At 58.5% G+C, this 21128-nt stretch carries 15 protein-coding genes and 1 riboswitch; of the genes, 12 read left to right on the top strand and 3 right to left on the bottom strand.

Annotation, left to right across the window (positions count from 1 at the left end; all coding sequences use genetic code 11):
• Window positions 1–148: 148 nt before the first annotated feature.
• The 5 genes from HMPREF9241_RS01670 to HMPREF9241_RS01650 all read left to right on the top strand — a co-directional run bounded on the left by HMPREF9241_RS01670 (window position 149) and on the right by HMPREF9241_RS01650 (window position 6502).
• Complete coding sequence (locus HMPREF9241_RS01670; RefSeq protein ID WP_040318345.1) at window positions 149–1597, top strand: amino acid permease; 1449 nt, start codon at window positions 149–151, stop codon at window positions 1595–1597.
• A 125-nt stretch (window positions 1598–1722) separates the two neighbouring features.
• Window positions 1723–1835: riboswitch (TPP riboswitch) on the top strand.
• A gap of 32 nt (window positions 1836–1867) precedes the next feature.
• The gene (locus HMPREF9241_RS01665; protein WP_006680545.1) at window positions 1868–2473 is read left to right on the top strand and encodes an ECF transporter S component; all 606 of its coding nucleotides are present in this window, start codon (window positions 1868–1870) and stop codon (window positions 2471–2473) included.
• A 95-nt stretch (window positions 2474–2568) separates the two neighbouring features.
• Window positions 2569–5004, top strand: a complete 2436-nt coding sequence (locus HMPREF9241_RS01660; protein ID WP_006680544.1) for an ATP-binding cassette domain-containing protein — start codon at window positions 2569–2571, stop codon at window positions 5002–5004.
• 2 nt (window positions 5005–5006) lie between these two features.
• Window positions 5007–5618: a nucleoside/nucleotide kinase family protein gene (locus HMPREF9241_RS01655; RefSeq protein WP_040318445.1), complete on the top strand. Its 612-nt coding sequence runs from the start codon at window positions 5007–5009 to the stop codon at window positions 5616–5618.
• A gap of 95 nt (window positions 5619–5713) precedes the next feature.
• Window positions 5714–6502 (top strand): class I SAM-dependent methyltransferase, encoded by a 789-nt coding sequence (locus HMPREF9241_RS01650; RefSeq protein ID WP_006680542.1) that lies wholly within the window; start codon window positions 5714–5716, stop codon window positions 6500–6502.
• An 81-nt stretch (window positions 6503–6583) separates the two neighbouring features.
• Here the strand turns inward: HMPREF9241_RS01650 and HMPREF9241_RS01645 are convergent, their stop codons facing one another.
• On the bottom strand, window positions 6584–7669 hold the full coding sequence (locus HMPREF9241_RS01645) for a Gfo/Idh/MocA family protein (RefSeq protein ID WP_006680541.1): 1086 nt from the start codon (window positions 7667–7669) through the stop codon (window positions 6584–6586).
• A gap of 67 nt (window positions 7670–7736) precedes the next feature.
• On the bottom strand, window positions 7737–10430 hold the full coding sequence (locus HMPREF9241_RS01640) for a lysylphosphatidylglycerol synthase transmembrane domain-containing protein (RefSeq protein WP_006680540.1): 2694 nt from the start codon (window positions 10428–10430) through the stop codon (window positions 7737–7739).
• A 163-nt stretch (window positions 10431–10593) separates the two neighbouring features.
• On the opposite strand from HMPREF9241_RS01640, the gene HMPREF9241_RS01635 reads away from it, so the two are divergent.
• From HMPREF9241_RS01635 to pheA, 3 genes are read left to right on the top strand one after another with little or no spacing between them, the layout of a single operon-like run.
• Window positions 10594–11277 (top strand): DedA family protein, encoded by a 684-nt coding sequence (locus HMPREF9241_RS01635; protein ID WP_050998781.1) that lies wholly within the window; start codon window positions 10594–10596, stop codon window positions 11275–11277.
• 3 nt (window positions 11278–11280) lie between these two features.
• Complete coding sequence (locus tag HMPREF9241_RS01630) at window positions 11281–13617, top strand: DUF6541 family protein (protein ID WP_006680538.1); 2337 nt, start codon at window positions 11281–11283, stop codon at window positions 13615–13617.
• Between the two features lie 12 nt (window positions 13618–13629).
• Entirely contained in the window at window positions 13630–14607 is a 978-nt protein-coding gene (gene pheA / locus HMPREF9241_RS01625) for a prephenate dehydratase (protein WP_006680537.1), read from the top strand.
• A gap of 17 nt (window positions 14608–14624) precedes the next feature.
• Here pheA and HMPREF9241_RS01620 read toward each other — a convergent pair whose 3' ends face one another.
• Entirely contained in the window at window positions 14625–15965 is a 1341-nt protein-coding gene (locus HMPREF9241_RS01620; RefSeq protein WP_103633014.1) for a diacylglycerol/lipid kinase family protein, read from the bottom strand.
• A 186-nt stretch (window positions 15966–16151) separates the two neighbouring features.
• Between HMPREF9241_RS01620 and serS the strand changes: the two genes are divergently transcribed.
• The 4 genes from serS (at window position 16152) to HMPREF9241_RS01600 (ending at window position 21107) form a co-directional block, all read left to right on the top strand.
• A complete protein-coding gene (gene serS, locus HMPREF9241_RS01615) occupies window positions 16152–17426 on the top strand; it encodes a serine--tRNA ligase (protein ID WP_006680535.1) in 1275 nt (424 codons plus the stop codon).
• Between the two features lie 6 nt (window positions 17427–17432).
• On the top strand, window positions 17433–18380 hold the full coding sequence (locus HMPREF9241_RS01610; RefSeq protein WP_006680534.1) for an HAD hydrolase family protein: 948 nt from the start codon (window positions 17433–17435) through the stop codon (window positions 18378–18380).
• A gap of 76 nt (window positions 18381–18456) precedes the next feature.
• Entirely contained in the window at window positions 18457–20049 is a 1593-nt protein-coding gene (locus HMPREF9241_RS01605; RefSeq protein ID WP_006680533.1) for a xylulokinase, read from the top strand.
• A 176-nt stretch (window positions 20050–20225) separates the two neighbouring features.
• Window positions 20226–21107: a DUF5926 family protein gene (locus tag HMPREF9241_RS01600; RefSeq protein WP_006680532.1), complete on the top strand. Its 882-nt coding sequence runs from the start codon at window positions 20226–20228 to the stop codon at window positions 21105–21107.
• Window positions 21108–21128 lie beyond the last annotated feature (21 nt).

Genomic DNA, 21128 nt, shown 5'->3' with positions numbered 1-21128 from the left:
CGTAAACAATTATTGGGGCACTGTTAGCGAATTACGGACCTTGCACAGCAGCAGTGCTCGGCTTACCCGTAGTGTCGGCGTCATCACCGCCGACACACACGCTCGGCGATATCGCCGACGCGGAAGGAGTCTGATGAGTAGTCACGGCATGAGCGCAACCGGAACACCTGCGCCTAGCGCAGGAGCCGACACCGGCGAAAGTGGCCACCTGCAACGCAATCTGCAAAACCGACACGTCCAGCTCATCGCAATCGGTGGCGCAATTGGCACCGGCCTGTTCATGGGCTCCGGCAAGACGATCGCCACAGCAGGCCCTTCGATCCTGCTGGTCTACATCATTATCGGCGCGATCCTGTTCATGTTCATGCGCGCGATGGGTGAGTTACTTCTGTCGGACTCGCGCTATCACACGTTCGCTGACATCGCCCGCGACCTCATCGGTCCCTGGGCCGGGTTCGTCACCGGCTGGACGTACTGGATGTGCTGGGTCGTCACCGGCGTCGCCGACGTGATCGCCATCACCGGATACGTCAGATTCTGGTGGCCACAAACGCCCGCGTGGATCCCGATTGTCATTACGACAGTCCTGCTGTTCTCCCTGAACGCGATGACCGTGAAGGCGTTTGGTGAAACAGAATTCTGGTTCGCGCTGGTCAAGATCATTGCGATTCTTGCGCTGGTCGTCGTTGGTTTCATCATGGTCGCCATGCACACCACCTCCGAAGCTGGCACGACCGCTGCGGTATCAAACCTCTGGTCGCACGGCGGTGTTTTCCCGAAGGGTTTCATCGGATTCTTGGGTGGCTTCCAGATTGCTCTCTTCGCATTCGTCGGCATCGAACTGGTCGGCACGACGACCGCGGAAACCGCCGACCCGGAAAAGACTCTGCCCAAGGCGATCAACTCCATCCCCGTGCGCATCATGCTGTTCTACGTCGCGGCTCTCGCCGCGATCATGATGGTGACCCCGTGGGACCAGGTTGACCCCGAGCGCTCGCCGTTCGTCACCATGTTCTCCATGACCGGCCTAGCGGCGGCCGCGACGATCGTGAACATTGTCGTTCTGACCTCTGCTGCATCGTCGGCGAACTCCGGCATCTACTCAACGTCACGTATGCTGTTCGGCCTGGCGTCGCGCGGAGACGCCCCCAAGATCTTTGCCCGCCTGTCTCAGCGTCACGTCCCGAAGAACGCTCTGTTCCTGTCGTGTGTCTGCCTGCTGTCCGGCATTATCGTCATGGCGTCCGGCGGGTCAATCTCCGCGGCGTTCACGCTGGTCACATCCATGTCGGCAACCCTGTTCATGGGCGTGTGGGTCGTCATCATTGTCTCGTACCTGATTTACCTGCGTCGCTACCCTGAGCGCCACGAAGCCTCCGTCTTCAAGGCTCCGTGGGGCGCAGCATCCGCGTGGATCGTCTTCATCTTCATGCTGGCGATGGTCGCCGTCCTCATCCTGTTTGAGGACACGCGTCAGGGATTGTTCACGTCCCTCGTGTGGATCGTCTTTATCGTCGGTGTTGCGCTGATCAATCGCCATCGCATGTTGAAGCGCGCAGAGGAAGGCGCCCTCGATCACGCGGTCGCCGATGTTTGACGCACAGACGCGATTTCTCGCCCCTGTTGTCGGCACATCCGGCGTCTCCGTATCGCACGTCCTTTCATTTTCTGAAATATCGACCGCCCGAATTCGCAATCTGTGTATCCGCTGATTAGGCTTTACTTCAGTGCCACGGGAACCCGCACGCGTGCTGGGTTGAGAGGAAGGCAAAGTGCCTTCGACCGTCGAACCTGAACCGGATAATGCCGGCGTAGGGAGGCTTCCTACTCGTGAGCACCATGCTGTACACGAGAGGAGTTCTTCAGCATGAGTGACAACGTTGCATCCGCACCCCGCCTGAATTGGCGCGTCGTTGACATGGTGACCACCGCGATTCTTGGTGTTGCATGTGGTTTGCTGTTCCTGATCTGGAACCAGGTTGGTGGCTTGGGCTACGACGTTCTGGATGCTGTGACCCCCGGTTTCGGTGGTCTGATTACCGGTATTTGGCTGATCGGTGGCCCGATTGGTGGATTGATCGTCCGCAAGCCGGGTGCTGCAATCCTGGTTGAGGTCATTGCTGCTTCGGTTTCCGCTGCGCTGGGTTCACAGTGGGGTATTTCGACGCTGTACTCGGGTCTTGCTCAGGGTCTGGGCGCCGAAATCATCTTCGCTCTCTTCGTTTACCGTCGCTTCAGCCTGACGATTGCCGCCCTTTCGGGTGCTGGTGCCGGTGTGGGCGCGTGGATCCTTGAGTTCCTGGCGTTCGGCAACATGGCGAAGTCCTTCGGCTTCAACATCACTTACTTCATCACACTGATCATTTCGGGTGCGATTGCGGGCCTGCTGGCATGGCTGCTGGTTCGCGGTCTTGCGCAGACTGGCGCGCTGGATCGTTTCGCGGCCGGTCGCGAGGTTCGGACTCGCGTCTGATGAATTGACGAGGCCTGGACCCGCTGGCGAAGGCACAAGCCACCGCCAGCGGGTCCAGGTTTTATCGGTCTCTACTCTTTCTGGGGCGTTGCACTATGAGCACTAATCTGCCTGATCCCGGTGTTCCTGCTTCTCACTCTGACTCGTTACGTGGGGAGGATGCCAAGGAGCCTCGTACCCCCGCGTCGGTAGTGATCGAAGACTGGGGTTGGCGTCATGGCGGTCGTCTGAAGTGGACGCTCGATGGGGTGAATCTGCAGATTAACCCGGGTGAGCGCGTTCTGGTTTTAGGCCCGAGTGGCTCAGGTAAGTCGACGTTGATGGCGGGTTTGGCTGGCCTGCTCGGTGGGGAAGATGAGGGTGAAGCGCGAGGCTCCCTATTGGTCGAGGGCGAGAAGCCGGAGAATCTTCGCGGTCGCATCGGCTTGATGATGCAAGATCCTGAGGCTCAGGTTGTGCTTGCGCGTGTCGGTGATGACGTGGCGTTCGGCATGGAGAACCTCGGGGTTGTGCGCGAAGAGATTTGGCCGCGCGTTGATGCCGCTTTGGAAGCGGTTGGCCTGAATGTCAGCCGTGATCGCAATACGTCGATGCTGTCGGGCGGTCAGAAACAGCGCCTCGCACTCGCGTCGATTTTGGCGATGCAGCCCGGTCTTCTGCTTCTTGATGAGCCGACCGCAAACCTTGATCCGGAAGGCGTTGCGGGGGTTCGCGACGCGGTTGAGCGTGTCCTTGCTGTGAGCGGCGCAACGATGGTCGTTATTGAGCATCGCGTGGATGTGTGGGCGTCGCTCGTTGATCGTGTGATCGTGATCCTCGATGGCGCCGTTGCAGCTGATGGTCCAATTGAGCAGGTGCTTGCCGAGCAGGGCGAGACGCTGAAACAGCGTGGCATCTGGCTTCCCGTCGATGATGTTGTTGCCGCGCTCGGAGCTAGCGACGGAGAGAATCAGGCTCTCGATAACGGAGGGCAGACAGACTCCACTCCCATCCTGTCAGTTCGTGACCTGACGATCGGCTACTCACCGGAGCATCCTGTCCGCACCGGCATCAGCCTCGATATTCCGCGAGGCCAATCGACGTGCCTCGTTGGCGCGAACGGTGCGGGTAAGACGACTCTCGCTCTGACGCTCGCCGGCCTGTTACCGCAGATTGAAGGCACAATCAGAGCCACCCCGAAGGATGGTCTTCCCAGCGAATCCGCTGACCCGCACGAGTGGCGTTCGAAAGACCTCCTAGGCCGAATCTCTATGGTCTTCCAGGAACCCGAGTACCAGTTCGTCTCTACAACTGTGCGCGGTGAGCTTGAGATCGGCCCTCGTCAAGAGGGAATCGATGGAGACGAATTGGCCGGCCTCGTTGATGAGCACCTGGCCGCACTGGGCCTAGCCGCACTTGCTGGTGCGAACCCGATGACGCTGTCGGGTGGCGAAAAGCGCCGACTTTCTGTTGCGAGCGCGCTGATCAGCGCACCCGAACTGCTGATTCTCGATGAACCGACGTTCGGTCAGGATCGCACAACGTGGCTTGAGTTGGTCAGATTGCTTCGCCGTGCGCAGGCTCTCGGAACGACGCTCGTCTCGATTACGCACGACCCCGCCTTCGTCGAAGCGATGGGGCAGAACGTCATTGACCTCGGTAGCGTCGGCGTTGCGCCAGCGGGTGCGAATTCGTCGCTTGCGCCCTCGATCCCAGCGGACGAGGCCGACCATGCTTCATCGGACGCCACCTTGGAAGAGAAGGCCGAGCACTCCGCCACGGAGACGACGCGCCCCAAGCGTTTTATCGAATTGGTGAACCCGGTGACGCAGGTACTGTCCCTGATTCTGATGACGACGCCGTTAATCCTGTCGATCGACGTCGTATCCGCCGGCATCGCGCTGGTACTGGAACTTTTGCTTCTGCCGGTGACACATATTCGCGCTCGGACGATTGCGTTCCGCATGATCCCACTGTTCCTCGCAGCGCCTTTGGCTGCTCTGTCGATGTTGCTGTACGCGAACCCCGCGGGCGAAATCTTCTGGTCATTCGGTCCCGCAATCATCTCGGAGCGCTCCGTGTGGATGGCAGCCGGAATCTTTCTGCGCGTCCTGGCAATCGGCATGCCGGCAATCGTGTTGCTGTCACGGATTGATCCGACCGACATGGCGGACGGTCTGGCGCAGATCCTGCACGTTCCCGCCCGTCCCGTGCTGGCAACATTAGCGGCGGCCCGCATGACCGGACTGATGACCGCTGACTGGAAGGGCTTGGAGCAAGCGCGTCGGATCCGAGGAATCGGGGACGCTCACAAGGTCGTGTCACTGGCACGCGGTTCGTTCTCACTGCTCGTGTTCGCTTTGCGCCGTAGCGCGAAACTGTCTCTGACGATGGAAGCACGAGGCTTCGGCGCAACCGGACCTCGCACGTGGGCGCGCCAGTCCTCCATGGGCGTTCGAGACATCATCATGCTGATCGTCTCGATTCTGGTGCCGATCATCGCGTTGAGTGCTGCCGTCTATTTCGGTTATTTTGCCTTAATTGGACGCTGATGATGACGAACAAACAGGCTGAACAACGTCGGTTTTCATCCGCTCTGGGTCAACCGTTACCCGCCGACCTTGTCGAAGCGGCGCTGACCCACGCGCGCGCCTCAGCCAGCGAAACCCCGATCATTCTGGTTGACGGGCTGTCGGGCGCAGGCAAATCCACGTTTGCGCTCGCTCTTCGTGATGCCCTGAATGGCATGGCTGGCGGATACAAGTGGCGAATCATTGGCCCCGACGAGTGGTATCGCGGTTGGCAGGGCCTCGCCGGTGCGCAATCCATCACTGAAACGGTGATGGCTGACCTTCGTGCGGGTCGCATCGCCATCTATCGCCCCTGGGATTGGGAAGCATCCACTGAACGTGACCCAAAGCAGGTTCTTCCCGGTGTTCCCACGATCGTCGAAGGGTGCGGGGTGCTGACTGAGCGTAGTTGTGCGCTCGCGGACTACATTATCTGGATTGAAGCTGAGGGTGGCGAACCCGTCCGCTACGACCGTGCGATTGCCCGCGATGGAGACACATATCGGCCACATTGGCGCACCTGGGCCGAGCAAGATGATGCTCGCCTTCTGGTCGATCATCCACAAGAGCTCGCTGACGCGATCGTTCTGACCTGACGTTGCGTGAGCCTATTCGTTACCCGACGCATTCATCTGTCCCATCCTCGGTCCCATCCTCGCTTGAGCGTTCGCAGTGACTAGACTTCTCGCTGATGAATCCTTTCGACATTGCCTCCCCCGAGTATGCCTCGGTGCGTCCGGCATACCCAGTTTCGGTCGTTGACCAGCTTGTCGAAATGACGAGGCGAGGCTTGGCAGATCATTCCGCTGGCAAGAGTGATCTCGCTGGCGAGCAGCGCCCCCGCATTGCTGATATTGGTGCTGGAACAGGAAAAATGAGCGCGCTTATTGCCGAGCGTGGCATATGCGTGGAGGCTGTTGAACCATCAGAAGCAATGCGCCAGCAGATGAGTGAAGCACTCGAAGAGCGCTCACCGTGCTGGCGTCACCTCATCGCGATTCACGATGGAACCGCAGAAGATACCGGTTTGCCGACCGGCAGTGTCGACCTCGTTGTCTATGCGCAATCGTGGCACTGGGTCGACGAAGAGCTCGCGAGTCACGAAGCAAGCCGAATCTTGAAGGATCGCGGTGGGATTGGAGTGGTGTGGAACCAAATGGATGTTTCCATCCCCTGGGTTCATCGCCTGACCAGAATTATGAGGTCCGGTGACGTGCACCGACCCGACAAGCCACCGAGCTTTTCCAGCCAATTCACTGAGCCGGTGCTCGGCCTCGTGAACTTCGAAGAGTGCATCACCCCTGAGGACATTCTTCGCTTGGGCACCACGCGATCGTCCTACCTGCGTCAAAACGAAACCGGAAGGGCGCGGATGCAGGACAATCTGCGCTGGTACCTCTACGAACACCTCGCCTACGAGCCTGGAAAACCGGTGACCATTCCGTATATGACGCTCATGTGGACGGCCCATAAGCGCTGAAACACACTGAAAGAAGCGGCCCCGCTTTCCCAAAGAGGAAAACGAGGCCACTCAAACGTGTGAAGTCAGGAAAGCTGACGCTCACTTCTCCCACGGGTAAACGATGTTCGTCTGAGCGCGCATCTCGTCCAGAAGTTCCATCACGCGCAGGGTCGCTGACCTGGGCATCGTGTCGGATTCTTTCTTGCCGGCGGTCAAGCAACGAGCGACCTCGGCCGCCTGGTACTGGAAGCCGCCGGGGACGATGCCCGACCATTCAACGGTCTCACCATTTTCGGGCTTGCCTTCACCGAAAGTGCGCAGGCGCAGAGTCGAGGGACGGTAGAACTGCTCTTCCATCTCAATAGCGCCGCGTTCGAAAACAACTTCGCCGTAGGTCGCGGATCGGCCGTTGAAGTTCGAGGCCGCCATTGCCACCGCGGTGTCGGTCTTCAATAGGGCGGCGGACTGGACGTCGACCCCCAGATCGGTGAGGTTTGCGGTTGCTCCCACAAGCTTCACGTCCGGAAGAATCTGGTGGACGAAAGACATTGAGTAGACGCCAAGATCCATCAGAGCGCCACCACCGAGCTCGGGATCCCACGTGCGACGAATGTGATCCAGCTTTTGGCCGTGATCAGCGTGAACGGTCGAAACTGCACCGAGACCACCATTGGCGACAATCTGGCTGAGTACCTTCTGGTGTGGCAGGTGACGCGTCCACATGGCTTCCATGCAGAACAGGTCCTTTTCCTTCGCCAGATCCAGGACGCGCTTCGCGGAAACGGCATCCATGGTGAAACACTTTTCCACCAAGACCGGCTTGCCGGCGTTGAGCGCGAGGGTCGCCAGTTTCTCGTGCTGCGGGTGGACGGTGGCGACGTAGACGGCGTCAATATCATCGGCTGCAACGAGGTCCTCGTAGGAGTCGTAGGCCTTTTCGACGTTGTAGGTTGCGGCGAACTCTTGGGCGCGCTTTGGATCGCGAGCTGCGATACCTGCCATCACACCGGACGAGTAGGCGGCGACGTCATGAGCAAAAACTGCTGCAATTCCGCCAGCACCGAGGATGCCCCAGCGAATTGCAGGGGCTTCCATCGGATCAAGGAGTTCCACGCCTGCGGCCAGTTCGGCCAGGGGAGCGGGTAGAGGGGCAAGGGCTGCATGAGGATTCGACTGCGTTGTCATACCCCTATTGTTTCATAGCGAATGAAAATCGTCGCTTGGTCAAACAAGAGTATTCACGCACTGAGAATCAGAGCAGGTCCTTGCGCTCCATGTACTTCATCGCCAGCCAACCGAAGGGGATGCGACCGTAGAACGTCACCAGACGGTAGAGGACCGCGGTGGGCAAGCCGATTGATAGGGGAACGCCGGCAACCTGAAGACCGGCGGTGAGGGTAGCTTCGACAGGACCAATACCGCCGGGTGAGGGGATGACAGAACCCAGAGAGTTCGAAGCCAAGTAGGTCAAAGCCAGTGACAGGAGGTTCATGGAGCCACCCATCGCGGCAAGGGCCGCCCAGAAAGCTCCGATGAAACCGACGTTCATCAGAACATTTCCGCCAAGAATGGCAAGCAGACGCTGAGGCTGTCCAACAATCCAGATCAGACGGGGGTGCACCTGAGTCCATGTCGGCTCGATCTTCGACCACATCCACTTTCTGAACTGCGGAATCGACAAGAGTGCTGCAATCACTGCAATGACAACGACAACGACCGCAAGGATCGTGCCATACGGCAACTGGACGGAGAAAGAACTGCCGTTGAGTACCATCGCGATCAGCAAGAACAACAGGATGAACGCCAACTGGATCAACTGTTGCAAGGTGACCGTGGTGGCAGCGACAACCGTGCCAACCTTCTTCTTTTTCAATAGTCGCAGGTTGACGACCGCGGGACCGACGCCGGCGGGGGCAACGATCGTCGCGATCGATGCGCCGATCTGGGCGGTGAGAGCCTCCCAGAAGCGCAGTTTCACGGGGCTGAGTGCCATCAGTGGAATTGCGCCACCAACCCATGTCAAGCATGCGAGTCCAAACGAGAGCACCATCCACCACGGGTTCGCCTGCGTCACCGCTGTCGTAATGTCTTCGAAGTTCATCGAGCCCAAAACAACGACGAGCGCCGTGAAAAGAACCGCCACCATGATTACGGTGCGCGGGCGGAAACGCTGAAGATCCGTCAGCTCCACTTCATCGTCAGATTCAACGCCCATCAACTGCGCGCGCAGATTTTCCGTCAGGTCAGTTCTGCGCACGTTTTGTCGGACGCTCGTCGGCAACACCGGTTCCTGTAACACGGCTGCGCACGAGGTCAAAATTTCGGGCGCCACCGTTCTGCGGGCCGATTCCAAAGCTCGTTCACTGCCGACGGCAAGCGAGAGCAAGACAAGCATCTGGGCAATGTCGATACGGCGGTTGAGCTCAGTGGTTGCGACCTCGCCCTTTTGCCAATCGACAATCCACAGTTCCCCCCTATCGTCTAAGAGCACGGCATCCTGGGAAAGATCCCGGTGGCTAATACCGCTTCGATGGGCGGCACGAAGCTGCGTCCACGCCTCATCGAGCATCGCGTCACTGATCTGGTCAGCCTCGAATGACGTGAGCGGAGCCGTCGGTGGAAGCGCCTGCGATACGGAAATAAACGACTCGCCAGCCTGAGCGATTCCAGCAACGTCGGGGGTGTGAACACCAGCTTTACGGGCTGTAAGGGAAGTCAGCGTAGCGCGTTCCGTTGTTGCCTTCAGAGACGGGGAAATCCATCGCGAAATTCCGCGCAAGCGCACGTTGTTCCACACGTCAACAAGCGTTCCGACAATCTCGCGACCGGGATCCAACGCCACCACTTCATACAGCTGATCATCAACCGTCCACACCTGATAATGACGATTTTCGTCAACGTCAGGCCGACGATTCACCGTGTATTCGACAGTCTGCACGTCACGACTTTGAATGTGGAGCCGGCCTCGTGAATCTTCGATAATCGACCAAGCCGAAAGTGGTTCGCTTGATGTATCCAAATCGGTACGCACCACGCGAACTGGCACCAGACCCAAGTCCAAAAGAGCGGAAACGATATCCGTACCCGAGGCACGACGGTCCTCGAAGCCGAAAAACCACCGCGCAATTGAACCAACGATCCGCCCGATGAACACGGAAATGAACGCGCTTGGCAGAGTCATCGACGAACGCATCACGCCAAGGAAAACAATCACCCACAGGCCGATCCACGCCCAACGGACGGTTCGCATATTCTGCATCTCGCCCGCGACAGTGAACATTGCGCAGAGCGTGATCACGATCAGGTTGATCCCCAGCGCCGTTGACGTCGTATTGCCCAGCAGCGCGACAGCCTTCGCCACGCGAAGAGGAGCCGTGATGTCATCAGGTAGCAGTGAAGTCGCCCAGAGGAGCGCCCACCCCACCAGTACCGCGACGATCGCCGTGCCCACAGAATGAGCGATCGCGGAAATACGCCGACGCAAGGCCAGCGCAACCACAATCGCAATCGGAGCGATCAGGACAACGCTGCCCTCGACCAACGTGATCGGAAGAAGCAGAATTTCACGGATGAAACGAAAACGAAGAACATCCTCTGTCACACCCTGCGTAGTCGCGTTCGCAAAAACGCCGATTGCCCACGTGGCAGCGATTCCGAAAACACAGAAAAGTGCTTGAAACAAGTCCTCGCGACGTCGCCTGCGCGGAGTCTGCCTATCCGCATAGTGAACGGGGACGGGCAGACGGCCAGGTGTGTGGGGTTTCGCTTCATCATCCACGCCGTCGTCCGCCACGTCAGTTTCGGTATCCGCGGTGTCAGCCAGCGCTTCAGATTCCGCATAATTCTGCGGGTCTTCAGTGGTCTCGTGATCTGCGAGGGCAGAATCAGTCTGAGAGGAAACGTCACCGGAACCTGCGGGTGTGACGTCATCCTCTGTGTACTCCATGCTCTCAATCCTAACTGCGAGCGCGTGACGGGTAGGGTGTGAAGCGCGGGAATATGCCGAGCGCTATGTCCCGCCAACGCGCGAGAAAAGCTCGCACGAGTATCAAGGAGACTGAGTGATCATTTCGACCCTCGCCACCGACCTTCTGCCGGCGCTTTCGCCGATGGCCGATTCAAACTGGCTGAGCACGTTCATCGGTTGGTTCCATGATCCGGAGGGCTTGCTTCTAGCAATGGGCCCGTGGGTTTTGTGGGGCACACTTGCGATCGTGCTGATCGAGTCGGGCGTCTTGTTCCCGGTTCTTCCTGGCGATTCCTTGCTGTTCACAGCGGGTCTTCTGCACGACCGTCTGGGTTTGCACCTGCCAACTCTGGTCATCCTGACCTTCATCGCCGCATTCATCGGTGCGCAGATCGGCTATTGGCTGGGTGCGCGCTATGGCCGTCGCCTGTTCTCTGACGATGCGCGCTTCTTGAAAACCGAGCATCTGCACAAAGCGGAGAGCTACTTCCTGAACTACGGCGGTCGCGCGCTGGTGATTGGTCGATTCATCCCCTTCGTGCGTACTTTCATTCCGCTTGCTGCGGGCATTGCACGCTACCCCTACCCGAAGTTCTTGGCGTTTAACTCGCTCGGCTCGTTGCTCTGGGGCGCAGGCATCACCTACCTGGGTTCGGTCTTGGGTGGCGTCGACTTCGTTCACGATCACCTGTCGATAATTATTTTGGCGATCGTGTTCGTGTCTCTGATCCCGATGATCGTTGAGTTCATCCTTCACCGTTCGCACAAGGACCAGGCCGAACCCGCTGTAGACGCTGTAGACGCAGACACGCTTCCGCAGGAGTAAAACGTGTGTGGACAGTGGTGGGCCGCCGGACCGATCTTGGTGGAGATGGTGATGGCGCTGATTCTGCCGGGAGTCTTCTGGGTGCGCTCCTGGGTGCGCTCTTCCGTTATTGCGGTTGGCATTGCTCCTGCGATCACGCTTGGCTTCCTGACCATCCTGTCCGTTGTTTTTGATCGTAGCGATGTCACGTGGTCTCGTGAAAAAGTATTTCCCCTGCTCGGGATCGCTTTCGTTGTGGGATGCGTGAACTGGCTGTTTGCTAGCGCTCGCCGTGCTGGTGGAGGGCGCCTACAGCCGGGAAGCTTGCTGTCACACATTGGACCACGCCAGCCTCTGGGTGCTGAGCAGGCTCGACTACGAGCCTCAATGTGGATAATGATCACCGTCGGTACGTTCGTGGCAGCCCTTCCGATGCTGTTGCACGCAAGCCCGAGAAATCCTGTCCAGCAGTGGGATTCAACATTCCATTTGAATGGCGTATGGACGATTGTGCGAACCGGGAACGCTTCACCCTTCGGCGGTCTTTCTGACCTCTACGGTGGTCGAGACGTTTTCTATCCGACCACGTGGCACGCTTTCACCGCCCTGTTCGCAACCCCGAAGACAGTTGTTCTGACCGCGAATGTGACATCGCTGGTTCTGATGCTGATCTGGATTATTGGTGCGACCGCGATGACCAGCGTCATTACGCGTAAACGTGGAGCGATTCTTGCAGCCCCCGTTCTGGCAGGCGCTCTGTTGGATATGCCTGCGGACAATCTGACGATGTACAACCAGTGGCCACTGGCGACCGGTCTTGCTCTGATCCCAGGCGTTGTTGCGCTCGCGGTGATCGTCGGTCGGCGCTTGTTGGATGCGCGTCGGGTGGGTGTGGGCGCGCTTGCTCATCAGATCCCGTTGACGATCCTGCTACTGGCAGGAATGTTTGGTGCGTCGGTTGCTCACCCGAGTTCTGCGTTCACGATCTACGTCATGCTGATCGCTGCGTTCCTTTCGGGTGTCGGTGGGGGCGCGATTCGCGCCTACCGTCGAGGCGCTCGATCCCTTGCTTTCGTCGGGGGACTTGTCTGCGTGGCGAGCCTCGTCACCCCCTTCTTGCTTTTGACGACGGGCAAAATTCGCGCGATGGGCAACTATCCACGTGCTGGAATTTCGTGGGAGTACGCGTTTAGCCACACGTTCACGCCCGCGCCACCGTTCTCGCAAACGACCGCGATGACAATGCTGATCGCCGTCCAAGTTGTCCTACTGCTGGTCGGCATTGCGGTGAGCGTTGACGCCCTCAGCGTTTTCCGCATCGACGAGGCCGGGCCTGCTCAACATGCCGATACCTCCGATTGGGAGCCCGGTGCGATTTGGCCGATCGTCTCTTACCTGCTGTTCTGCTTCCTGACTTTCTTGGCGTACGCGCCGATCGGGGAATTCCGCACATTCCTTTTGGCCCCCTGGTACTTGGATCCGCGACGGATCATGGGACCGCATGGGCTGACAATGGTGCCATTGATGGCGATCGGTTTCGAGCGGATTTCCTTCCTCGCTTTTGAGTGGGTAGCCCGCGTTTCACAGGGTGCGACCGCGCAGCTCACCCACGAAGATGACGGCGGAACCGAAGAGATAGCGCATGTCTTGAGAACCGAAGAAGTGGCGCAACCCGGCGGAGCTCAAGAGGGGGTGCAAGCCGGTGAAGCTGAAGAATCAGAATTCTTCGGAGCCAGCGAAACCGACGAACTGGTGGGCGCCAACATGGGTGAAGAACACCTGCCCGCACTGTTCCCACGCTGGTTGATCGACGTTGTTATCGGCGTCCTGCTTCTGCTACTCACCGGCGGAGGTGCTTTGGATGCGCGCCTTCGCGCCACCGACTACGTCTACGACCCAGAAAACCTGGGGAAGCCGGGCATGGCTGACACCGCTGAGCTCGCAATGATTCGTCGAATGCAACTGCTGATTCCCGGAGATTCGCTTGTCCTGGGTGATCCGATTGCGGGCGCGGCGTACACGGAAGTTCTTGGACAGCATGACGCGGTTTTCCCTCAGCTGTCGACCACCAATAACGAGGAACGCTGGCAACAGGTTCTGGTGAAACACTTCAACGAGATCCACGACAATCCCGAAGTGTGCGAGGTCGTCAATCAGATGAGGATCACGCACTACTACGCCGATGAAGACGGAAAGTATTACAACTTCCTGCGTTCGTCTCGATTCCCGGGCCTGTACAACGTTGATACCTCGTATGGCTTTGAATTAGTGGATCAAGGCGGAACCGCGAAGCTCTACAGGATCACGGCATGTGGCGCCGTATCTGAGAACGCCGACTCTGCGTCTGCGGAAAACAAATAACGAAGGACATCAATGTCATTGCGAATCGCATTCCTTGGACCGTTCGGAACGTTCACCGAGCAGGCCGTGCGCCAAGTCGCGCCAGTCGACGCGACACTGATGCCGATGACCAGTGCACCGCAGGCTCTGGCCGCTGTTCGCCAGGGCAAAGCCGACCGCGCGGTTGTGCCGATCGAGAATTCAATTGAGGGTGGCGTGAACGCGACTCTTGATTCACTCTCCCGAGGTGAGCCACTGGTGATCGTTGCTGAAATGGTTGTCCAAGTGGTGTTCCAGCTGGCTGTTCGTCCGGGAACCCAGCCCGAAGATGTTCGTCGCATTGGTACGCACCCGCACGCGTGGGCTCAGTGTCGTGGATGGGTTGAAGCCACTTTCCCGGGCGCTGTTCACGTGCCTGCCACTTCCACGGCAGCCGGGGCAGAAATCCTTTCCGGTGGTGACGCCCCGTTTGATGCGGCTCTCTGCAACGAGGTTTCGGTTCAGACCTATGGTCTTGAAGCGATTTACAAGGACGTCGCTGATAATCCGGGTGCCGTGACGCGTTTCGTCCTGGTGTCGAAGCCGGGTCAGATCCCCGCGCCAACGGGTGCGGATAAGACGACGATCCAGGTTGCTCTTCCGGTGAACGAGTCCGGTGCATTGCTGACCCTGTTGGAGCAGTTCGCTGTCCGCGGTGTCGACCTTTCGCGTATTGAGTCTCGCCCAAGCGGTGACGGTTTGGGTGATTACACGTTCAGCATCGACATTGTTGGACACATTTCCGAAGAACGTGTTCAAGCCGCTCTTGTTGGTCTGCATCGCTATTCGCCCGAGGTTCGTTTTATGGGTTCGTACCCGCGCGTTGACGGAATGAAAGCACATGTTCTGCGTGGAACCAGCGATGAGGATTTCCACGCGGGTCGCGCATGGGTGGCGTCAATTCTTCAGGGTGGAAATGGCGTTGACGTTCCGGATTACCCGGTTGTGCCGTCGTGGCCGTTGAACGGCTGACTGCTTATTTCCCGGTTTCAGTTTTCGAGGCCGGGAACCGCAATATCTAGAGCCTGTGGATCAAGCCGGACGTGAACGGTTCGCGCAGTTCCGATCGCGTCACCATCAACCTGAATCACCTGGGGTGATTGAGCGGCGACGGATGCGCCCTCTGCCTGCCTGAATTGAATCTTGCCGGTGGAAACTGGAAGATTCATGGTCTTCACACCCAGTCCCTGTCCCATGATCTTCAAGGACAGGTCCGCCCAGCCCAGCACGCCAGCTTCCGTGTTGACGGCAATGACATCAATCAGCCCGTCATCGACGCGAGCACCCGGTGCCAAGGTGATGAATGGAAGTTCCCCGCAGTTCGCAAACATGACAGTGCGCGAATGAACCCACGTGAGAACTGATTCGGGCTGATCAGGGACGCTGACCCCGCTGATCGTTGCGGATTCGTCAACGACGCGAGAGTGCTCATCATCTCCGGGAGCATCCCCGACAGGATCATCGATCGGTTTCGGGTTGCGGAGCATCAAGCGCAGTCGTGTTCCTTCCTTCGCGATTGCTCCGAGGGCTGCTACCACATAGGCAACCCATCCAACCTTCTTCTTCAGTTCTGAATCGGTCGCAGCCATCGTTTCGCCGTCGAAGCCAAGACCGGCGATGACGACAAACGAATACTCGTCCGTTCCGGGCAGATTCTGAGCGCGGTGCGCCAGTGAGGAGTCCGCCTGATCGAGTGATGGCGGAGTATCAGTGTCAACTCTGTTCTTCGTCAGAGCCGCCCGCACCAGCATTCCCTCCGCGGGAATCTCGGAAGGCGTGTCGACGTTGTCGACGCGCAACCACCCGCAGTCAAGCGCCCGGTGGTTTTCTCCCAGAGCAATGCGCATCGCTTGAGCTGAATCGTCGATCGGAATTCCTAGGTTACGGGCCAGAATGTTGCCGGTGCCGGCGGGAATAATGCCCATACGTACACCCGACCCAGCAACGCCCGCGGCCACAGCGCGCACCGTGCCGTCACCACCGGAAGCAATGATGACGGATGCGCCCTGCGCCAAAGCGTCAATTGCTTGACCGGTGCCGGGGTCTTCCGCGGTTGTTTCACGCCAATGCACGTGGTCAATGCCCATCTGATGCGCAGCCTGATTGACTTCGGCTTTGAAAGCATCCACATCATCATGCTTGACCGGATTCACGATCACCCACGGACGTGGGCGACCGCGCTCGGGATCGAAAGCGGAACTGGGGGTGAGCATCGCATCTTTGCGCAGTTGCAAGCGTGCTTGACGCGTCTGATACCAACGCCAGAGCCACAGGCCACCAAAGAGAACGAACGCAAGCGTAAGAATGCCCACCACAATCCAGATCATCATGCATCCAAGACTATCCATCGAACGCTTTTCGCGTCCCGCCAGAAAACAAAATTGGTGGATAAATCAAATCCGCAATCCATCGCTGTGGAAACGCCTGTCCACATCCGGAGCCTGTTCACTTGCGTTATCCACACAAGCGCTGGTCGTGAATAACGCCAGGCCGAACCCTGCCCTAAGATTGGAAGCATGATTGATGTTCGCGCACTTCGTGAAAACCCTGAGCCCGCCCGTGCCTCCCAGCGCGCACGCGGTGGCGATGTTGAACTCGTCGACCGCATCCTTGAAGCTGATGCACTGCGTCGCACCAGCCTGCAGGATTTCGAGTCCCTTCGATCTACCCAGAAGGAAGTTTCCAAGTCGGTCGGTAAGGCATCCAAGGAAGAGCGCCCTGCGATTCTCGCTCGGGCGAAGGAACTTGCCGAACAGGTGAAGGCTCTCGAAGCCAAGGCGAACGAAGCAGACGCAGACGCTGACCGTCTTGCACGCCTGTTGCCGAACCTCGTCCTCGATGGTGTTCCGGTTGGTGGTGAAGAAGACTTTGTCGTCCTGCGCCACGAAGGCCCCAAGCCACGTGACTTCGCAGCCGAAGGCTTCGAACCCGCAGACCACCTGGCCATTGGTGAAGGCCTCGACGCGATCGACACCAAGCGTGGCGCAAAAGTCTCCGGCGCACGCTTCTACTACCTCAAGGGCATCGGCGCTCGCCTTGAACTCGCCATGATGACAATGGCACTCGACCAGGCCGTCAAGGCTGGTTTTGTCCCGATGATGACCCCGACCCTCGTGACCCCTGCAGTCATGGGCGGTACCGGCTTCCTCAACGAGCACTCGGACGAGATCTACTACCTGCCCGCCGACGACCTGTACCTGACCGGTACGTCCGAAGTGGCGCTCGCGGGCTATCACGCCGACGAGATCCTCGATCTGTCCGACGGTCCGAAGCGTTATCTAGGGTGGTCCACCTGCTACCGTCGCGAAGCCGGTTCTGCAGGCAAGGACACACGTGGCATCATCCGCGTCCATCAGTTCAACAAGGCTGAAATGTTCTCCTACTGCCGCCCTGAGCAGGCTGAAGAAGAGCACCAGCGCTTCCTGGCATGGGAAGAAGAGATGCTCCGCAAGGTTGAGCTTCCCTACCGCGTCATTGACACGGCTGCCGGCGACCTCGGCACCTCGGCTGCACGCAAGTTCGACTGCGAAGCATGGTTGCCGACCCAGGAACGCTACATGGAGGTCACGTCGACCTCGAACTGCACCACTTTCCAGGCACGTCGCCTGGGCATTCGTGAGCGTCGCGAAAATGGCATGGCCGCAGTGGCAACGCTGAATGGCACTCTTGCCACCACTCGCTGGCTGGTTTCGATCCTCGAAAATCACCAGCAGGCAGACGGCTCGGTCTACGTTCCCGAAGCAATGCGTCCGTACCTAGGTGGTCTGGAAGTGCTCGAGCCTGTCAAGTGACATCACATGGCTGAAACTTCCAACGCACCCATCGTTAACCTTGTGTCCCCGCCCCCATCGGGTGAGGCACCGATCCAGTTTGAATCACTGGTCGAATCGGCATTTCAGGCGTTGCCTGAATCGATGCCGACGGATCCGAAGAAGATCCTGATCGGTCTTGACCTTGATGGAACGGTGCTCTTACCGACGGGGGCGTCGGCGCGTGTGCGCGCAGCAATCGGCGCTGCTGAAGATGCGGGGATGAACGTCGTTATTGCGACGGGGCGTTCGTTGGAAGCGACGCAGCCGGTGCTTGAGCAACTGGGGGATCCTCGTGCGTGGGCGCTCTGCTCGAACGGTGCTATCCGCGTTCACTTTTCTGACGCGTATGCTTCTGGCGTGTTGTCTGCTGGCATTTCCACTTTTGATCCGTCGATCTTGGTTGACCAGGTTGGTCAGGGGATGCCGAATGCTCTGATCGGTGTGGAAATTCCTGGAATGTTCCTCATCTCCGGCGTTTTTCCACCCGGGGAACTGATCGAAGAATTCGCCCTGAAACCGATCGAAGACCTCAAGGTAGCTGACGCGATCAAGGTTGTCATTCGTGAACCAGCGATGAACCGTGAAGAGTTTGAAACTGCTTTGACCAATGCGGGAGTTATTGGGAACTGGGAATGCTCGATCGGTTGGACCAGTTGGGCTGACGTTCTTCCCCTGGGAGTAACGAAAGCCAGCGGGCTTGAAACTCTGAGCGCCGACTTGGGTGTTCCCTTTGAAGGCACTGTCGCGATCGGTGATGGCACGAATGATGTTCCCATGATTGAGTGGGCAAACTTCGGCGTTGTCATGGGTGGCGCCGATGATAATGTGAAAAAATCCGGTGATTTTGTCACGGGAGCCGTCGAAAACGATGGTGCTGCGGCCATCATTTGTGCACTTCTTCGTCATTGTGGGCAAACCCTTACGGACATTTGAGTCAGTGATAGCGTGACGTCGATAACGCGTGAAACAATTTCGACACGTCAACGATGACAAGTGGAGGAATAAACGCATGAGCGCTGCAGTTCAAGAGCTGATTGAAAACGGCCAGACCGCGCTGGGCATCGAGCTCGGCTCAACTCGAATTAAGGCCGTTCTTATTGGCCCCGACCACGAGGTTCTGGCGACGGGTGGTCATTCGTGGGAGAACCAGATTGTCGACGGCCTCTGGTCATACAGTCTTTCCGCCGTCAAAGAAGGCTTGTGTGATGCCTATGCGACGCTGGTTGCGCAGGTGAAGGAACGCTACGGTGTTGTTCCTACGACCTACGGTTCGCTGGGTATTTCGGCGATGATGCATGGCTACCTTGCGTTTGATGCCGATGGCAAGCAGCTTGCTCCGTTTAGGACGTGGCGTAACACGAACACGGGTCGCGCCGCGGCCGAGCTGATCGATGCATTCCACTTCAACATTCCGCTTCGCTGGTCGATTGCTCATCTTCATCAGGCGGTCATTGATGAAGAGATGCACGTTCCTCAGATTGCGTCGATCAATACTCTGTCTGGTTGGGTGCATGAGCAACTGACTGGTCGTCATGTTCTGGGTATTGGTGACGCGTCGGGTATGTTCCCGATTGATTCGGTTGCCGGTGATTTTGATGCGTCGATGGTTGCTGCCTACGACGAGTTGGTTGCTCCGCGTCATCTGCCGTGGCGGTTATCCGACCTGCTTCCGACGGTTTTGAGTGCTGGCGAAGATGCGGGTGTCCTGACCGAGGAAGGCGCGCTGTTGCTTGACCCGACGGGCACACTCCGCCCGGGTATTGCGATGTGTCCGCCTGAAGGTGACGCCGGTACGGGCATGGTGGCGACGAATTCGGTGGCTCAGCGTACGGGTAACATTTCATGTGGCACCTCCGTGTTCCTCATGATCGTGCTGGAGAAGGCGTTGAAACGCCTGCACACTGAGGTCGATATGGTGACGACTCCCGACGGTTCGCCCGTGGCGATGGTTCACTCGAACAACGGTTCGTCCGAGTTGGATGAGTGGGTTGGCATGTTCGTCGAGTTTGCGAAGCTTGCGGGCATGGATATGAAGGTTTCTGACGTGTATGACCTTCTGTATTTCAACGCGCTGAAGGGTGATGCTGATGGTGCGGGACTGCTGGCGTACAACACGCTGTCCGCAGAGCCGATCATGGGCTTGGAAGGCGGTCGCCCGCTGTTCACTCACACCCCGGATGCCACGTTCACCTTGGCGAATGTGTTCCGCGTTCAGCTGATGAGCGTCTTTGCGGCCGTCCGTATTGGACTCGACATTCTTGCCGATGAAGGGGTCGGGCTGGACAAGGTTTTCGCTCACGGTGGTCTGTTCAAGACGCCGGGTGTGGCGCAGAAGATCCTCGCGGATTCGCTGGGGATTGCGGCGTCCGTTGGTGAAACCGCTGGCGAGGGTGGCGCGTGGGGTATCGCGGTGCTCGCTCAGTTCATGAAGTCGCGCGGTGAAGGTGAGACTCTTCCCGAATATCTTGATTCCAAGGTGTTTGCGAACGTCCAGGCTACCGTCATCGACGCGGATCCCGATGATGCTCAGGCGTACGAGAAGTTCCTGGAACGCTTCAAGATAGCTCTTCCGGCTGTTCAGGCTGCCGCGGATAATAGCTGAGTTTTTCCGGGCACTTCCAGGTGCCAGTGTCGCTTGCGGCCCCGGCCTCGTGAATAATAATGACGAGGCCGGGATCATCTGCATTGTCGCACCGCGCTTGATTGTGCCCGATTGGACTAGCGCCGAACCGGACGCGGAATAACGCTGGCGGGCGTGCTACCGCTACGATTTGGACTATGGGTAAAGCAAGCCGCCGCAAGAAGGTAACAAATCCTGCCGCTCGTCCGGCATTCCGCGCTCCGATTCCGTTCGTTGCCCGCCCTTACGAGGGTCTCAAGGGTGAGGTTGAACTGGTCGCCATGCGCGAGATTCTCCCGTGCGCCATCATGAGCGCACGCACTAACGCTGAGCATGGCGCGGTCGAATTCGATTTCGTCACTCTGCTCCCGGACGGTCATCCCGCGATGGTGCGTGGCGATGGTCGAATTCTGGTTGCAGCTCAGACTCGTTTCAACTCGGCCGATCTGTCGCACGACGCTGGCGTTGCAATTCTCGCAGCGATTGCAGCCAAGGCTGACGGCGTCGAGGGCGTTATTGACATTGATGTGCGCGAACCTTCCGATCGTCTCCAGGACATCCTGGATCCGGAAGGCTTCGGCGAAATGAGCCTCGAAGAAAACTTCCACTTCTGGCTGAACCCGGAAGAGGAAATGGACGAGCAGACCACTCGTGCGCTTGAAGAAAACCGCGACGAGGTCATCCCAACCGTCGCAGTTCCTGGTGTTACCGGTATGTTCTGGTGCGAGATGAACCGTAACTTCGTGCGCTACGTGACCGACGTGGAAGAGTCCGCGCTGTTTACCGGCTTGGCTCGCCTGCAGGCGGCTGGCAAGGCTCGCATGGGCGAGGGCTCGCGCTTCGTAGGGGCGTTCCGTGCATGTGGCATCGCAATCCCGGTCTTCGAACTTGCCGAGGGTGCGACCGCTGATGACATCGCCGAAGACGCAGCAACCCTGGCAACTGAGCTTGAAAAGGCTCTTGCCGTGAAGGAGCCACTGACCGCTGATGAGCGTCGTGCTCGCCAGGGCATGGTCTCGCGTCAGGTGACGATCCGCTGATTGATGGTGTGAGTCGCTGAC

It is taken from the genome of Schaalia turicensis ACS-279-V-Col4, from assembly GCF_000296505.1.
GTDB classification, from domain to species: Bacteria; Actinomycetota; Actinomycetes; order Actinomycetales; family Actinomycetaceae; genus Pauljensenia; species Pauljensenia turicensis_A.
The sequence above is the reverse complement of the archived record's forward strand: the minus strand, read 5'-3'. Positions and strand labels throughout refer to the sequence as shown.